Here is a 15624-nt window from a genome sequence, read left to right as displayed (position 1 = left end):
GGGGGCGGCGTCCGGCGGGAGTCAGCCCGCGATGCGGTGCTGGGTCCAGAAGGAGGTGAGGTCGGTGGTCGTGGCGGCCTGCGCCGCGGCCTTGAACTCGGCGGTGGTGGAGACGCCGTACCAGTGCGCCTGCGCGTAGGTGCGGAGCAGGTTCGCCATGGCGGTGTCGCCGATCACGCGCCGCAGGTCGTGCAGGGCGCACTTGCCGTACCCGTACACGACGGTGGAGTAGCGGGAGGAGTGGGCGTCCCAGTACGCCATCGAGTTGGTGATCTTCTCGTCGGCCGAGGCCCACGACACGTTCGACCAGCAGTTCGTCCCGGTGTTCCCGAAGTACAGGTCGGTGGCGTAGTCGGTGAACGCCTCGTCGAGCCAGGGGCTCGTGTACTCGTCGTCGCCGACGATGCCGTACCACCACTGGTGGGCGAACTCGTGGGCGAGGGCGGTGGAGCTGACCAGGTCGAGGACGAACCCGGGGTACTCCATGCCGCCGAACCAGAAGTTGTTGTCCAGGACCGCGTCGGCCTCCCCGTAGGGGTAGGCGCCGAAGCGGGCGGCGTGCGCGTCGAGGGCGGCGGTCGCGGTGTTCAGCATGGACTGCGCGGACGACTGGCTGATGCCGCTCACCCAGTACACGTTGACCTTGATGCCGCCGGGCGAGGTGCCCGACAGCTTGGAGAAGGCGCCCGCCGCCCAGGCGAAGTCGCGGACCTTCGTCGCGGTCGCGGTGGTGATGGTCCGGCCGCTCGTGCCGGGGGTGTCGACGGAGGTGCCGGTGGCGGGGACGGCGAGGGACGTCGGGTGGTCGAGCGTCACCTTGAAGTCGCTGATCAGGCTGTAGAACGACTCGCCGTTGTTGGTGTAGGGGTCCAGGTGCCAGCCGGCGGCGTCGCGGACGGCGAGGACGGGCAGGGCGTTGCCGATGAAGCTGTAGGCGCCGTCGTGGCCGAACCGGTCGGCGCCGCTCGGCACGACGATCTTCAGGTCGAAGCCGACCGTGCCGGTCTGCCCCTGCGCGAGCGCGGCGGGCAGCGTCACCTTCAGCGCGGTGCAGTTCACGGTGAGGGCGCCCGCTGTGCCGCCCGTCACGTTGGTGACGGTGATCGGCGTGTTCGACGGGCAGGTGCCGTGGTAGTTGTCCCAGAGCCGCAGGTAGACCTCGGCGAGCGGGGTCGCGGAGGCGTTGGTGAAGGTGACGCTCTGGTGGCCGGTCCAGGTGGTGCCGGCGGTGTCGCTGGTCAGGTTCACCGTGTACGACGGCGACGCCGGGGTGCGCGTCGCGTCGCCCGTCGGCGTCGGGGTCGGCGTCGGCGTGGGCGTCGGGGTCGGGGTGGTGGTGCCGCCGCCGACGTCGAGGGCGACGTCGTCGACGACGAAGCTGGTCTGCGCGCCGGAGTCCTCGGTGCCGGTGAACGACAGCGCGACGGTCTGCCCGGCGAGGGCGGAGACGTCGAAGGTCTTCAGCGCGTAGCCGGTGGCGGCGTCGGCGTTGGAGTAGGTCGCCAGTGTCGTGGACCCGGCCTTCACCGTCAGCTTGTCGTAGACCGTCGACCCCGACTCGTCGGTGTCGATGTGCAGGTAGAACGACAGCTTGGCGGTGGTGCAGCCCGCCGGGATCGTGACGGTCTGCGTGGCGCTGTCGGTGTGGGCGGACCCGTAGCCGTTCAGCCACGCGAAGTGCGTGCCGGCGTGGGCGGTCTGGCCGGAGCCGTTGGCGGACACGACGCCGGACGTGGTCGTCCAGGGCGATGTGCCGCTCTCGAACCCGCCGTTGGCGACGACCTGCGCGGCGGCGCAGTCGGCGAGGGCGGCGGGGGCGGCGGGGGCGGTGCGGGGGGCGGCGGCCGAGGAGACCGCCGGGGGGACGACGACGCTCGCGGTGACGGCGAGGCCCGCGGCGGCGGCCCCGAGTGCTCGTTTCACGGGGACCTCCAGAGAGGGGGAGGCCCCGGGCACGGCCGGGAGGAGCCGTGCCCGGGGCGTGGGAGCGGGATCAGGAGGCGGTCAGGGACACGTCGTCGAGGACGAAGCTGGTCTGGAGGTAGGCGTCCTCGGTGCCGCTGAACGACAGGGTGACCGTCTGGCCGGCGAGCGCGGAGACGTCGAAGGTCTTCAGCGCGTAGCCGGTGGCGGCGTTGGCGTTGGAGTAGGTGGCGAGGGTCGTGGACCCGGCCTTCACGGTGAGCTTGTCGTAGACCGTCGACCCCGACTCGTCGGTGTCGATGTGCAGGTAGAACGACAGGCTCGCCTTGCAGCCGGCGGGGATCGTCACCGACTGGGTGGCGCTGTCGGTGTGGGCGGACCCGTAGCCGTTCAGCCACGCGAAGTGGGTGCCGGTGCGGGCGGTCTCACCGGAGCCGTTCGCGGACACGACGCCGGACGTGGTGGTCCAGGGGGTCGTGCCGCTCTCGAACCCGCCGTTGGTCACCTTGTTGCCGGGGCTGGAGCAGGTGCCCCCGCCGCCGGCCGGGTTGATCGTCCAGGTGAAGGTGGCGGAGCCGGTGGCGTTCGCGGCGTTCTTGGCGGTCACCACGACCGTCGAGGTGCCGGCGGTGGTCGGCGTGCCGGAGATCAGGCCGGTCGAGGCGTTGATCGTCAGCCCGGCGGGCAGGCCGGTCGCGCTGTAGGTCAGGGCGCCGCCGGACGGGTCGGACGCGCTGATCTGCAGGCTGACGGCGGTCCCGACGGTCCCGGTCTGGTTGCCGGGGCTGGTGACCGACGGCGACCCGGGGTTGGTGGAGCAGGTGCCGGGGACCGGGTCGGTGCCGGTGACGCTGACGGCGGCCCAGGCCGCGTCCACGGTGTTGTACTCGGTGCAGTGCGTGCCGTACAGGTCGGCAGCGGCCTTCAGCGAGTCGGTGCGGGCGCGGGCGTAGTTCTCGCTGCTGCTGGCGTAGGACGCGAGCGCCTTGTACCAGATCTTGGCGGCCTTGTCGTTGCCGAGGCCGGTGACGGTGGAGCTGTTGCACGTCGGGCTGTTGCCGTAACCGTGGTTCCCGCTGCCCTGGGCGAGCAGGTAGAACCAGTGGTTCAGCGGGCCCATCGAGTAGTGCGGGTCCAGGCTGCCGTTGCCGCTGGTGTAGCAGTTGGGCGAGGCGCCGTCGAGGGACGGCTGGTACATGTACCGCAGCGGCGTGTTGTCGCCGTTGATGTTGATGAGCTCGCCCATGGTGTAGTCGGGCGTGTCGCTGGCGTTGTTGGCGTAGAACTCCACCATCGTGCCGAAGATGTCGCTGGTGCCCTCGTTCATGCCGCCGGTCTCGCCGGTCTCGTCCCAGCCGGTGAGGGCGCCGGAGACGCCGTGGCTCATCTCGTGGCCGGCGACGTCGAGCTCGACGAGCGGGCGGGCGTTGCCCGAGCCGTCGCCGTAGGTCATCTGGCTGCCGTCCCAGAAGGCGTTGACGTAGGCGTTGCCGTAGTGGGTGCGCGACGGGACGCCGGCGCCGTTGCCGAAGATGCCGTTGCGGCCGTGGACGTTCTTGAAGTAGTCGAACGTCTTGGCGGCGCCGTAGTGGGCGTCGACGCCGGCGGACGCGGGGTCGCTGTTGGTGCCGTTGCCGAAGGTGCCGGTCGTGTTGGAGAAGGTGGTGCCGGTCCCGCTCGTGGCGTGGTTCAGGTTCGTGGTGTACCCGTTGCCGTGCGAGGGGTCCTTCATCGTCCAGGTGCTGCCGGACTGGGTGAGGTCGATCGACACGGTGCCGCTGTAGATGCTGTTGCCGGTGCCGGCGGTCAGCGCCTTGGCGGGCGCGCCGGCGGCCTGCGCGGCCTTGGCGGCCTGGGCGGGGCTGAGCATCGAGTGGACCTCGTCGCGGGTGCTGACGACGGTGCCCTTGTGGGTGTCGACGAGCACGTGCAGGACGGTGGGGGTGCCGTCCTCGAGGGTGCCGCGGACGACGGTCTCCCAGACGAGCTGGGAGGACCGGCCGGAGTTCCAGACGGCGAGGGCGGGCTTGCCGGTGGCGGTGACGGTGCCCTTGACCTGGGAGCGGGCGGTCGCGGCGGCCGCCTTGGCCGCCACCTTGGGCGTGGTCGACACCGCGGGCGTCGCGGGGGCGGCGGTGTTCAGCGCCTCGTAGGCGCCGTTCGGCTTGAGGTGCACGATCAGGTCGCCGCCGTAGACGGGCAGGCCCTTGTAGGTGCGGTCGAAGCGGACGTCGGCGGCGCCGTTGGCGTCCACCACCACCGAGCGGGCGGTGAAGGCGTGCCCGGAGACGGTGTGCGCCTGCCTGGCGTGCGCCGACAGCGCCTTCTTCGCGTTGTCGATGGCCTTCTTGCGGGTGGCGGGCGGCGGGTCGACGGTGAAGGGCGCCTTGCTGAAGGCGCCGGGCCCGGCGGTTCCGGGCTTCGGCGCGGGAGCGGCCGGCGCGGCCGTGGCGGCCGTTCCGGGGACGGCGACGGCGCCTGCGGTCAGCAGGAGGGCGCCGGACGCCATCGCGATTCTTCGACGGCTCATCGTGAGAACCTCTCGCCTTAGGGGGGTCGGGGGGAGGGGCGAGAGCGGCGGGCGGTCTCCTTCGTCCTGGGTGACATTTCGGGGCGTTTCGCCGCATCTCAGATACGAGGAGTCTCCGAGGCGGGGCGCGGCGGGTGAAGGAGCGGCCGGCGGCCGTAGGGAAATCCCTATCCGCCCGCCGGGGGGCGCCCGGCGGCGCCCGCGGCGAGGCGGGCGAGGTCGACGCGGGAGCGGACGCCGAGCTTGCGGTAGGTGCGGGTGAGGGCGGCCTCGACGGTCTTGACGCTGACGAACAGCCGGGCGGCGATCTCGCGGTTGGTGGCGCCCTCGGCGACCAGCAGCGCGATGCGGGCCTCGGTCTCGCCGAGGCCGCCGAGCGGCCCGCCGGGCGCGGCCGGGCGGCCGGGGCCGGGGTCGCCGGCGCGGACGGCGTGGTCGAGGTCGCGGGCCCGGTCGAGGTCGGCGGCGACGAGCGCGAGCCAGGGCCGGGCCCGCGCCTGGGAGAAGACGCGGCGGGCCTCGCGGAGCGCGGCGCGCGCCCCGGCGGGGTCGGCGCCGCGGAGGCGGGCGCGGCCGAGGGCGAGCCAGGTGCGGCCCTCCTCCAGCCGGAACGGGGTCTCGGCGAGGGCGGCGGCGACGTCGCGGAGGCGGGCCGCGGCGGCGGCGGGGTCGCCGCGGGCGTCGGTGACGAGGGCGGCGGCGCGGGCCATGACGGCGAGGACGGCGCGCCGGTCGAGGCGGGCGGCGAGGGCGCGGGTCGCGTCGATGAGCTCGCCGGCCTCGTCGAGGTGCCCGGCGGCGACGAGCGCCTCGGCGAGGTCGCCGTGCCAGCGGCGCATCGCGGGGTCGCGGAGGCCCTGCGCCTCCTCTAGGCGGCGGACGCGGCGGAGCAGCGCGGCGGCCTCGGCGGCCTCGCCGCGCAGCAGCCGGATGTGGCCGTCGGCGTAGAGGGCCTGCGGGACGAACGACAGGTCGCCGTCGTCCTCGCTGTGCCAGCGGGCGCGGTCGGCGGCCATCGCGGCGCGGTCCAGGTCGCCGCCGGCGGCCTCGGCGAGGGCGAGCGCGCAGAGCGCGGGGCCCTGGCTGAGGCCGGTGTCCTCGGCGAGGCGGAGCCCGTGGCGGGCCAGGTCGAGGGCGCGGTCGCAGCGGCCGCGGTGGATCTCGATGCGGGCGAGGTTGGTCTGCAGGTTCGACAGGGACTCGACCGAGCCGCGCTGGCGGACCTGGTGGACGAACGCCTGCATGACGGCGCGGGCCTCGTCGAGGCGCTCGTTGAGGAGGTGGTGGCGCTGGCGCTGGAACGTCGGCCCGTTGTGGTCGATGGTGACGCGCGGGTCCTGGGGTTCGGCGAGGGCGCGGGCGAGGGTCGCGTCGAGGTCGGGGCGGCCGAGGAACATCGCGAGGGACGCCTGCTTGGACAGGGCGAGGATCTCGGTGCGGCGGTCGCCCGCGGCGGCGGCGAGGCGGGCCGAGCGGGCGGCGTGGCCGTGGGCGGTGCGGGCGTCGCCCTCGGCGAGCCAGCTCCGCCAGGCGAGCCGGTAGTGCAGGGGGGCGAGCAGGTGCGGGTCGTCGCCGGCGTCGTCGAGGGCGCGGGCGAACACGTCGTCGAGGCCGGCGAGGGCCTGCCCGGCCGAGTCGATCACCACGAACCAGGCGCGGACGCGGCGGGCGGGGGTGGCGGCCTCGGCGAGGACCTCCTGGGCGATGCGGCGGGCCAGGGCGTACTCGCCGGCGGCGCTCGCGTCCTCGGCGGCGGTGAGGAGCCGGCCGGCGCGGGCGTCCTCGGCGTCGGCGGGGGTGTGGTCGGCGGCGCGGCGGCCGAGCCGGGACGCGGCGGCGAGCGCGCCCCGGCGGCGGGCCGCGGCGGCGGCCTCGTCGAGGGTCGCGGCGATGCCGGCGTCGGGTCCGGGCGCGACGAGCGCGAGGTGGCGGGCCCGCTCGACGGGGTCGGTGGCGGCCTCGGCGAGGCCGGCGTGGGCGCTCAGCCGGTCGGCGGGCGGCGCCTCGGCGTAGGCGACGGCGGCGAGCAGCGGGTGCGCGAACCGGACGAGCCGGCCCGCGCCCACCTCGGCGATGCCGTGCCGGGCGGCCTCGCCGAGGTCGGCGGCGGCGTCCGCGCGGCCGGCCCGCACGAGCAGGTCGACGGTGGGGCGGGCGGCGGCGCTCGCGGTGACCAGGGTGCGGCGGACGCCGGCGGGCAGCGGCCGCAGCCGGTCGAGCATCAGCTCGCGCAGGCTGTCGGGCAGCGGGAGCTGCTCGCCGGGGTCGGGCGGCGGCGCGCCGTCGGCGAGGCCCTCGGTGAGGGCGCGGCCGAGCTCCAGCGCGAAGAACGGGTTGCCGCCGCTCACCTCGTGGATGCGGTTGACCATGGGGCGCGGCCAGCGCGGCCCGAGCAGCGCGGCGACCTCGCCCGCCGTCATCACCGGGACGCGCAGGGTCCGGACGGGCGGCGGGCAGAACCCGTGCCGGGCCAGGCCGCCGGACTCGGAGCGGACGGCGGCGAGCGCGCGGATCGGCAGGCCGCCCGCGCGGCGCGCCACGAACGACAGCAGCTCGGCGCTCGGCCGGTCCAGCCACTGCGCGTCGTCGATGACGAGCAGGACGGGCCGCTCGGCGCAGAGCACCCGGAACAGGTCGAGGACGGCGACGCGGAGCGACAGCAGGGCCCGCTCCCCCGCCGGGTCGTCGCCGCGCAGCAGCGCCGACCGCAGCACGGCGCGCTCGTGCGGGGGCAGCCGCTCCAGCACCTCGTCGCCGGTGTGCGACAGCAGGTCGATGAGGCCGAGGAACGGCAGGTGGCTCTCGGACTCGGCGAGCGCGCAGCGCAGCACGGTGCGGCCGGCGAACCCGTCGGCGAGGGCGCCGAGGAGGGTGGACTTGCCGATGCCGGCGGGCCCGGACAGGAACACCGACCCGCCGCCGTCCAGGTACCCGCGGGCCTCGGCGATGAGGCCGGCCATCCCGACGACGCCGCCCGGGGCGCGCGGGAGCCCGTCCCCGGCTCCGCCGGGCGGGGCCGGCGGCCCGCTCGTGGCCAGGCCGCCGGTCAGGCCCCCGGCCGGCCCTGCCGCACGTCCCATTTGCGCGGGTCCTCCGGACAGCTCCTGTCGAGCACGCGTTCCGGCCGGAACGTACTGCACTCCCGGGGGCCGGTCAACGGGCCCGTCAAGATCTCCCGGCGGGGGCGGCGGCCGCGGCGCCGCGACCTGCGCGGGCGGGGCGGGCGCGCCGCGCGGGCCGCGTGTTTCCGTTGCGCTACGGCGCCCCGTCCGTGCTGAGGAGGACGACGGTCCCGGCGGCGGGGGCGGTCGCGCGGGCGCCCGCGAGGGCGGCGCCGCCGCAGGGTCCGGCGGTGACGCCGTGGGCGGCGAGGTCGCGGGCGCCGCGGGCGGCGTCCGCGTCGGTGACGGCGACGGCGGCGTCCAGCCCGGCGGCGAGGACGGGCCAGGCGAGGGCGGACACCTCGGCGCAGTTCAGGGCGGCGATGGCGGTCCGCGCCGCGGGGAGCGTCACGGGCGCGCCGGCGCGCAGGGCGGCGAGGACGCACGCCGCGTCCGCCGGCTCGACGGCCAGCACCGACGGGCGGGCGGGGCCGCTCCGGTAGTGGGTGACGGCGGCCTGGACGAGCGACCCGACGCCCGCGGGGACGGCGACGAGCCCGGCGGGCGCGGCGCCGGCGGCGGCGAGCTGCGCGTCGATCTCGGTGAACAGGGTGCTGTACCCCTCGACGATGCGGGCGGGGACGTCGTCGTGGCCGGGGACGGCGGTGTCCTGCACGAGCAGCGCGTCCGGGCCCGCCTCGGCGGCGGCACGGCGGACGGCCTCCTCGTAGGAGCCGTTGACGGCGACGACCTCGGCGCCCTCGGCGGCGATCGCGGCGCGGGCCGCGTCCGGGACGCCCTCGGGGACGTGGACGCGGGCGGCGAGGCCGCGCTGGCGGGCGAGGGCGGCGACGGCGCGGCCGTGGTTGCCGTCGGTGGCGGCGAGGAGGGTGCGCTCGCCGCGCCAGGTGCGGTGCAGGCCCCAGGACGCGCCGAGGATCTTGAAGGCGGGCAGGCCGAGGCGGGCGGACTCGTCCTTCACGAACAGGCGCGCGGCGCCGAGCTCGGCGGCGAGGTCGGGGATCTCCACGAGCGGCGTCGGCGCGTAGCCGGGGAGCGCGGCGTGGAAGGCCGCGACGTCCGCGGCGGGCGGCGGGGCGCACGTCCAAGCGCGCGCGGCGGGCCGGGAGAAGGGAGCGGTGGGAGCGGGTGCGGTGGCGGCGGGCATGGGGGTAGGGTGCCGCGACCAGGGATGATCGGTCCAGCGAATCTTTCCGAGCGATACCCGTAAGCTCGGCTGACGAATAGGGGTCCGGGGTGCTGGATCTGCACCGGCTGCGGCTGCTGCGCGAGCTGAAGCACCGCGGCACGCTCGCCGCCGTCGCCGAGGCGCTCTCCTACAGCCCGTCGGCGGTCTCGCAGCAGCTCTCGGTGCTGGAGCGCGAGGTCGGCGCGGTGCTGCTGGAGCCGGCCGGGCGGCGCGTCCGGCTGACGCCGCAGGCCGAGATCCTCGCCGCGCACGCCGAGGCGGTGCTGGAGCGGCTGGACCTCGCCGAGGCCGAGATCGCGGCGTCCCTCGCCGAGCTCACCGGGACGCTGCGGGTCGCGGCGTTCCAGACGGCGGCGCTGGAGCTCGTCCCGGCGGCGCTCACCGCGCTCCGCGACGCGCACCCGCGGCTCCGCGTGCAGGTGGTGCAGGCCGAGCCGGAGGCGGCGCTGCCCGCGCTGCTCGCCCGCGACGTCGACCTCGTCCTCACCGAGGAGTACCCGGGCGACCCGGTGCCGCGCCCGGCCGGGATCGAGTACGCCGAGCTCTGCGAGGACGAGATCCGCCTCGCGCTCCCCGCGGGCGCGCACGAGGACGGCCTCGCGGACCTGCCGTGGGTGATGGAGCCCGCCGGGTCGGCGGCCCGGCACTGGGCGACGTCGCTCTGCCGCGCGGCGGGGTTCGAGCCGGACGTGCGGTTCGAGTCCAGCGACCTGCTGCTGCACCGGCGCCTCGCCGAGCTCGGGCACGCGGCGGCGCTGCTGCCCGACCTCGTCCGGACGGCCGTGCCGGGCGCGTCCCCGGTCCCGCTGCGGCGGCTGCCGGCGGGCCGCCGGACCAGGCGGATCTTCACGGCGGCGCGGCGCGGCGGCGAGGGCCATCCGGCGGTGGCGGCCTGCCGGGCGGCGCTGCGGGCGGCGGTGCGGCCCGCCGCCTTCCCGGATATGCCTTTTTCGTCACTTCTGTGCCGCTAGCGGGGTAGGGGTCGGCCCAGGGCGGTTTCAGGGTTCTCCCCCATGGCGATGAGTCCGTCGCGGCGTCACAGTCAGAGATAGGGCGGCGTCGCACGAGCGACGGGCAAGCACCGCCCCCGACGGAGGAGGACGGCATCCGATGTCCACCACCACATCCGGCACCGCGACCACGGCCGAACTGGCGAGGCTCCTGTTCACCTCCTGCCTTCAGGAGTCCGAGGCGCCCTCGCCCGCGCAGGTCCGCGCCGCGATCGACGAGCGGCTCTGCGCCTGCGGCGGCGACGGCGCCGCCTGCGCCGCCGCCGTCGCCCAGGAGGCCGGCGACCACCCCGACGGCTACGCCGCCCGCATGCGCTGGGCGCTCCGCACCGTCGCGACCTGCCTGGAGGCCGAACGCGTCCAGATGGAACGTTCCCTCACCTGACGGGGCGGGACGCTCCGCCGGTCGTCCCGACCGCGGGGGCCGTCCCGCTCAGTGTTTCTTCTTTTTCTTCTTCTTGTAGTCCCCGTGTTCCCACTCGTAGCCGGGCACGTGGTTCTTGCAGTACCGGTCGCTGACCTTGGTGTCGGTGGCGTCGTGCTCGCACCAGCGCTTCTGGCCGCAGCCCGTGAGCCCGGCGGCGAGCACGGCCGCGGCGAGCGCGAGCGCGGGGACCTTCGTCATCGGCGTCCTTCCTGGGGGGGGGGGGGACGGGCCGAGAGTAGCGCAGCGCGCCCGGCCGGCCCCGGTCGGTCGTCCGGGGGCGGCGCGGCCCGCAACTATGCTTGCGGCCGTGAGCGACGAAACGGACCGCGAGTACCGGATCGGCGAGCTGGCCGAGGTGTCGGGCGTGCCGGTCCGGACGCTGCGCTACTACCAGGAGCGGCGCCTCCTGCCGCCGCCCCGCCGCGTCGGCCGCATCGGCCTGTACTCCGCCGAGCACGTGGCGCGGCTGCGGATGATCGGCAGCCTGCTGGAGCGCGGCCACACCCTGGAGGGCATCCGGGAGCTGCTGTCGGCGTGGGAGCAGGGCCGCGACATCGACGCCGTCCTCGGCGTGGAGCGGGCCGTCACCACGCCCTGGTCCACCGAGACGCCGGTGACGATGACGCTCGCCGAGCTCACCGCGCTGTTCCCCGGTCAGGCCGGTCCGGCGGAGGTCGAGCAGGCCGTCGCGCTCGGGCACCTGGAGGTGAACGGCGACCTCGTCACGCACTGGAGCCGCCGCCAGCTCGACGCCACGGTCGCGATCGTCCGCGCCGGCGTCCCCCTCGCCGAGGTCCTCGCGGTGAGCCGCGACCTGCAGGCGGGCATGGACGAGCTCGCGGCCCGCTTCGTCCGCGTCATCACCGACCACCTGGTGGGGCGGATCGCCGACCGCGACTTCGGGGAGACCCTCGACCGGCTGCGGCCGGGCGCGCAGGTGTCGGTGGAGGCGGGCTTCGCGCGGGCCATGGACCGGCAGGTGAAGGCGGCGGTCGACGCCGTCCTCGGCGACCTCGCCGGACCGGCCTGAGCCCGGCTCTCCGGGAGGAGACCGAGCCTTTACGCGCCCGGCCCGTGTCGCGTCCGCGCAGGTCAGAGCGGTCGTCACTAGCGTGGCGGGATGCTTCGCCGCCCTCGCCCGCGCGCGTCCGCCGTCCTGCTCGCCGCCGCGGCGCTCGCCGGGACCGCCGCGGCGGAACCGCCGCCGCAGCCCGCAGCGGCGGTCAGGACGGCGGACGCGGTGTGCGCGTCGGCGGCGCGTCCCGATCTGGCGCGGCGCCTCGGCGCCGACATCCGGGACGCGCTGGAGGGGCGGGCCGGCGTCGCGTCCGTCGCCGTCCGCGACCGGGTGCACGGCGTGCGCTGCGCGGTGGACGCGGGGCGCCGCTACGACGCGGCGAGCACCGTGAAGGTGACGATCCTCGCCGCGCTGCTCCGGCGGGCGCGCGAGGACGGGCGGCGGCTCACCGCCGCCGAGCGCGCCCTCGCCACCACGATGATCACCCGGTCGGACAACGGCGCCGCGTCCGCGCTCTGGCGGCGCGTCGGCCGCGCCCGCTTCGCCCGGTTCCTGACGCTGGCGGGGATGGCGCGCACCGTCCCCGGCCCCGGCCGCTACTGGGGCCTCACCCAGATCACCGCCCGCGACGAGGACCGCCTCCTCGCCCTCCTCACCCGCCGCAACGCCGTCCTCGCCGCCGCGGACCGCGCCTACGTCCTCGGCCTCATGCACCGCGTCGTGCCCGCGCAGCGGTGGGGGACCCCGGCGGGCCGGCCCGCCGGCGCCGGCTGGCACGTCAAGAACGGCTGGCTGCCCCGGCACGGCCGCGTCTGGCGCGTGCACAGCCTCGGCGCGTTCGACGGGCGCGACCGCGACTACACCATCGTCGTGCTGACCCGCGACACCCCGTCGATGGCCTACGGCGTCGCCACCATCGAGCGCGTCGCCCGCGCCGTCCACCGCGACCTGAACCCCGGCCTCCGCGCCGCCGATCCCGCCGGGGAGCGGGCGCCGGGCGCCGCCGAGACCTCCGACGGATCGGTGCCGCCGGACGCCTGACCCGCGGCTCTTTCCGCGCGGGCACCGCCCGGCGGGCGATACTGGCCCCATGATCGATGAAGATCGCTGGAAGGCGCGGTTCCGGGCCGCCCGGATCAGCCTGCCCGGCTGGGCCGCCGAGGCCCCGCACCGCAGCACCTACCGCTCCAACGCCACCGGCACCTGGGAGATCTACTCCTGGGACCGGGAGACCGGGGAGCGGCGGCAGGTCACCGACCGCCCGAACGGCACCTGGATGGGCGGCGTCGACCCGTCCGGCGAATCGGTGTGGTGGTTCGCCGACACCGACGGCGACGAGTTCGGCGTCTGGATGCGCGTCCCGTTCGGCGACGCCGGCGGCGAGCCCGCCGTCCCGGGCCTCGGCCCGTCCTACCCGTCCGGCCTCGCGCGCGGCGCGTCCGGCCTCGCCGTCATCGGCCGCACCGGCGAGGACGGCAACAGCGTCCACCTCTGCCGCCCCGGCGCCGAGCCCGTCACCCTCTACCGGCACGCCGAGGACGCCCACGTCGCCGGCCTGTCGCGGGACGAGACGCTCATCGCGATCGGGCACAGCGAGCACGGCGACAGCCGCCACATGGCGCTCCGCGTCGTCCGCCCGGACGGTTCCACCGTCGCCGACCTGTGGGACGGGCCCGGCAAGGGCGTCTACGGGTCGGGGTTCTCGCCCGTGCCCGGCGACCCGCGGCTGCTCGTCGCGCACGAGCGGCGCGGCGTCGACGAGGTCCTCGTCTGGGACCCGGTCGCCGGCACCGAGCACGAGCTCGACTTCGGGCTGCCCGGCGAGACCGGCGCCGACTGGTACCCCGGCGGCGCCGCGCTGCTCGTCTCCCACTCCCACGAGGGCCGCGACGAGCTGTACCGCTACGACCTCGCCGCCGGCGCCCTCACCCGCATCGACACCCCGCGCGGCGTCATCGGCGGCGCGACCGCCCGCCCCGACGGGACCGTCGAGTTCTCCTGGTCGTCGGCCGCCGAACCGCCGGTGATCCGCTCCACGGCGGGCGGCGTCGTCCTCACCCCGCCCGGGCCGGCCGCGCCGCCGTCGGTGCCCGTCGAGGACGCCTGGGTGGAGGGGCCGGCGGGACGCGTCCACGCCCTCGTCAGCCGGCCGTCCTCGGGAACGGCGCCGTTCCCGACCGTCTTCGACGTCCACGGGGGGCCGACGGCGCAGGACGACGACTCGTTCGTGCCGTCCGTCGCGGCGTGGATCGACCGCGGCTTCGCCGTCGTCCGCGTCAACTACCGGGGATCCACCGGCTACGGGTCGGCGTGGCGCGACGCCATCGAGGGCCGCGTCGGGCTGACCGAGCTGGAGGACGTCAAGGCCGTCCGCGACTGGGCCGTCGCGTCCGGCCTCGCCGACCCGGAGCGGCTCGTCCTCACCGGCGGGTCCTGGGGCGGGTACCTCACGCTGCTCGGCATCGGCGTCCACCCCGAGGACTGGACGGTCGCGGTCGCCGCCGTGCCCGTCGCCGACTACGTCGCGGCGTTCGAGGACGAGATGGAGGGGCTCCAGGCGTTCGACCGGTCGCTGTTCGGCGGGTCGCCCGCGGAGGTCCCGGACCGGTACCGGGAGTCGTCGCCGATCACCTACGTCGAGGAGGTGCGGGCGCCCGTCCTGGTCCTCGCCGGGGAGAACGACCCGCGCTGCCCCATCCGGCAGATCGACAACTACCTGGGGCGGCTCGCCGAGCTCGGCCGGCCCCACGAGGTGTACCGCTACGACGCCGGGCACGGCTCGCTCGTCGTCGAGGAGCGCATCGAGCAGATGGCGGCGGAGATGGCGTTCGCGGAGGCGCACCTGCCCCGGTAGGCGGCCCGGCCCCCGCGTTTACAAGATCGTCCGCGGGGGGATCCCTCCTCTCGGCGCCCCCCGGCACCGCGACCGAGGGGGAGACGACATGACGCCGGACGACCGGACGCGCACGGTCCCGGAACAGGGCACGGCGGGCGGCGCCGGCGGCGCGCCGTCCGCCCGGCGCCGCGACCTGCTGGTGGCGGGTTCGGCGCTCGCCGTCGGCGCCATCGCCATCGGCTCGGCGACGCTGCTGCGCGGCGCGGGCGACAGCGCCGCGCAGACCGTCCTGCTCCCCCGCACCCGCCTCGCCATCGCGCCGCGCGTCGCCGCCGCCCGCGCCGTCCGGGCCGAAGCGGCGGCCGCCCCGCGCGCCGGCCGCCTCGCCCGCACCACCCCGCTGCGGCAGGGCGCGACCGAATGGATCCTGCGCGCGCACGGCATCCGCTGGCGCTCCAACGGCCACTGCGCCGACCGCGCCCGCACCGACTGCACGTCCTTCGACGGGCTCCGCTGGGGCACCGTGCGCGGCCTCCTCGCCTTCCAGGCCGACAGCCGCTGCCCCCTCACCGTCTCCGGCGGCACCGAACGCGGCCACGCCCCCGGCCTCTACAGCCACGGCACCGGCTACAAGATCGACGTCATGCCGACGGGCTGCACCGACCGCTTCGTCACCCGCCGCTACCGGCCCGCCGGGCAGCGCCCGAGCGACCGCGCCGACCTGTACCGCGCGCCCGCCGGCACCGTCCTCGCCCGCGAGAAGGACCACTGGGACCTGCTGTTCCAGCCGGCCCGCTGACGGTCCGCCGTCAGTCGCGGACGTCGCGGATGATGCCGACCAGCTCGCGGGTGACGGACTTGAAGCCCGGCAGCCGCGACATCGACACCATCCGGTTCACCAGCGGCACCGTCCGCTCGACCAGCAGGTAGGTCTTGCGGCAGCCGGGCGAGCCGTCGTGCACCCAGTAGAGGACGACGCCCATCGAGTACAGCCAGAGCAGCTCGGGCAGCTCCTGCCGGAACTCCGAGTCGATCTTGAGGGTGGAGCCGTCCACGACCTGCCGGTAGATCGCCACCGCCGACTCGCGGGCCGGACCCGACTCGGAGCTGAAGGGGTTCAGCGGGCTGGTCGGCTCGGCGGCGAACTTGAAGAACTTCCCGGCGAACGCGTGGTACGGCACCATCGTGTCGATCCGGGCCCTCAGCACGCCGAGGAGGCGCGGCGCGAAGTCGCGCTCGGTCGCGAGGACCGCCCGGCACGCCTCCAGGTGCTCCTCCTGGAGCTCGTCGTAGTAGGCCTGGATCAGCTCCTCCTTGGAGCTGAAGTAGTAGTAGGCGTTGCCGACCGAGACACCCGCCTCCTTGGCGATGGCGCGCATGGTCGTCGCCTCGTAGCCGCGCTCCCGGAACAGGCGGAGCGCCGTCTCCACGATGAGCGCGCGCGTCTGCTCGGACTTCACCGCCTTGGTCTCCTCGGTCATCCCGCCAGCCTACGGCCCACCACCCCCGCTCCGCCGACCCGCCGAACCGGCGCCCGCCCGGCGCCGCGGGGTGCGGGCGCGGGGTGCG

12 protein-coding genes are annotated in these 15624 nt (G+C 75.9%); 6 read left to right on the top strand and 6 right to left on the bottom strand.

The window, feature by feature from the left end; genetic code table 11:
- Positions 1-21 precede the first annotated feature (21 nt).
- The 4 genes from K1Y72_RS37110 to K1Y72_RS10845 form a co-directional block, all read right to left on the bottom strand.
- Positions 22-1923, bottom strand: a complete 1902-nt coding sequence (locus K1Y72_RS37110) for a M1 family metallopeptidase (RefSeq protein WP_220165727.1) — start codon at positions 1921-1923, stop codon at positions 22-24.
- A gap of 70 nt (positions 1924-1993) precedes the next feature.
- Complete coding sequence (locus K1Y72_RS10855; protein WP_220165725.1) at positions 1994-4453, bottom strand: M4 family metallopeptidase; 2460 nt, start codon at positions 4451-4453, stop codon at positions 1994-1996.
- Positions 4454-4620: 167 nt separating this feature from the next.
- Positions 4621-7533, bottom strand: coding sequence for a helix-turn-helix transcriptional regulator (locus K1Y72_RS10850; RefSeq protein ID WP_220165723.1), 2913 nt, complete (start codon positions 7531-7533; stop codon positions 4621-4623).
- A gap of 175 nt (positions 7534-7708) precedes the next feature.
- Positions 7709-8722, bottom strand: coding sequence for a pyridoxal-phosphate dependent enzyme (locus tag K1Y72_RS10845; protein WP_220165721.1), 1014 nt, complete (start codon positions 8720-8722; stop codon positions 7709-7711).
- An 89-nt stretch (positions 8723-8811) separates the two neighbouring features.
- Here K1Y72_RS10845 and K1Y72_RS10840 point away from each other — a divergent pair, with 89 nt between their 5' ends.
- Together K1Y72_RS10840 and K1Y72_RS10835 are read left to right on the top strand one after the other, a co-directional pair.
- The gene (locus tag K1Y72_RS10840) at positions 8812-9735 is read left to right on the top strand and encodes a LysR substrate-binding domain-containing protein (protein ID WP_220165719.1); all 924 of its coding nucleotides are present in this window, start codon (positions 8812-8814) and stop codon (positions 9733-9735) included.
- 139 nt (positions 9736-9874) lie between these two features.
- Positions 9875-10159, top strand: coding sequence for a hypothetical protein (locus K1Y72_RS10835; protein WP_220165717.1), 285 nt, complete (start codon positions 9875-9877; stop codon positions 10157-10159).
- A gap of 48 nt (positions 10160-10207) precedes the next feature.
- Here the strand turns inward: K1Y72_RS10835 and K1Y72_RS10830 are convergent, their stop codons facing one another.
- Complete coding sequence (locus tag K1Y72_RS10830; protein ID WP_220165715.1) at positions 10208-10399, bottom strand: hypothetical protein; 192 nt, start codon at positions 10397-10399, stop codon at positions 10208-10210.
- Positions 10400-10508: 109 nt separating this feature from the next.
- On the opposite strand from K1Y72_RS10830, the gene K1Y72_RS10825 reads away from it, so the two are divergent.
- The 4 genes from K1Y72_RS10825 to K1Y72_RS10810 all read left to right on the top strand — a co-directional run bounded on the left by K1Y72_RS10825 (position 10509) and on the right by K1Y72_RS10810 (position 14854).
- A complete protein-coding gene (locus K1Y72_RS10825; protein WP_308287000.1) occupies positions 10509-11231 on the top strand; it encodes a MerR family transcriptional regulator in 723 nt (240 codons plus the stop codon).
- A gap of 90 nt (positions 11232-11321) precedes the next feature.
- On the top strand, positions 11322-12260 hold the full coding sequence (locus K1Y72_RS10820; RefSeq protein ID WP_258572273.1) for a serine hydrolase: 939 nt from the start codon (positions 11322-11324) through the stop codon (positions 12258-12260).
- Positions 12261-12309: 49 nt separating this feature from the next.
- On the top strand, positions 12310-14073 hold the full coding sequence (locus K1Y72_RS10815; protein WP_220165711.1) for a S9 family peptidase: 1764 nt from the start codon (positions 12310-12312) through the stop codon (positions 14071-14073).
- A gap of 88 nt (positions 14074-14161) precedes the next feature.
- Positions 14162-14854 carry a hypothetical protein gene (locus K1Y72_RS10810; RefSeq protein WP_220165710.1) on the top strand — a complete coding sequence of 231 codons (693 nt, stop codon included), beginning with the start codon at positions 14162-14164 and terminating at the stop codon, positions 14852-14854.
- A 10-nt stretch (positions 14855-14864) separates the two neighbouring features.
- On the opposite strand, the gene K1Y72_RS10805 is transcribed toward K1Y72_RS10810, so the two are convergent.
- Complete coding sequence (locus K1Y72_RS10805) at positions 14865-15536, bottom strand: TetR/AcrR family transcriptional regulator (protein WP_220165709.1); 672 nt, start codon at positions 15534-15536, stop codon at positions 14865-14867.
- Positions 15537-15624: the final 88 nt, after the last annotated feature.

Origin of the sequence: Actinomadura parmotrematis, assembly GCF_019458805.1 — a bacterium.
In the GTDB taxonomy this organism is placed as follows: Bacteria; Actinomycetota; Actinomycetes; order Streptosporangiales; family Streptosporangiaceae; genus Spirillospora; species Spirillospora parmotrematis.
Note: the sequence above shows the minus strand (reverse complement) of the source record. Positions and strands in the feature narration are given on the sequence as shown.

Coding starts and splice junctions, on each gene's coding strand:
- K1Y72_RS10855 (WP_220165725.1), bottom strand. CDS start 4,453: ATGAGCCGTCGAAGAATCGCGATGGCGTCCGGCGCCCTCCTGCTGACC.
- K1Y72_RS10850 (WP_220165723.1), bottom strand. CDS start 7,533: ATGGGACGTGCGGCAGGGCCGGCCGGGGGCCTGACCGGCGGCCTGGCC.
- K1Y72_RS10845 (WP_220165721.1), bottom strand. CDS start 8,722: ATGCCCGCCGCCACCGCACCCGCTCCCACCGCTCCCTTCTCCCGGCCC.
- K1Y72_RS10835 (WP_220165717.1), top strand. CDS start 9,875: ATGTCCACCACCACATCCGGCACCGCGACCACGGCCGAACTGGCGAGG.
- K1Y72_RS10830 (WP_220165715.1), bottom strand. CDS start 10,399: ATGACGAAGGTCCCCGCGCTCGCGCTCGCCGCGGCCGTGCTCGCCGCC.
- K1Y72_RS10820 (WP_258572273.1), top strand. CDS start 11,322: ATGCTTCGCCGCCCTCGCCCGCGCGCGTCCGCCGTCCTGCTCGCCGCC.
- K1Y72_RS10815 (WP_220165711.1), top strand. CDS start 12,310: ATGATCGATGAAGATCGCTGGAAGGCGCGGTTCCGGGCCGCCCGGATC.
- K1Y72_RS10810 (WP_220165710.1), top strand. CDS start 14,162: ATGACGCCGGACGACCGGACGCGCACGGTCCCGGAACAGGGCACGGCG.
- K1Y72_RS10805 (WP_220165709.1), bottom strand. CDS start 15,536: ATGACCGAGGAGACCAAGGCGGTGAAGTCCGAGCAGACGCGCGCGCTC.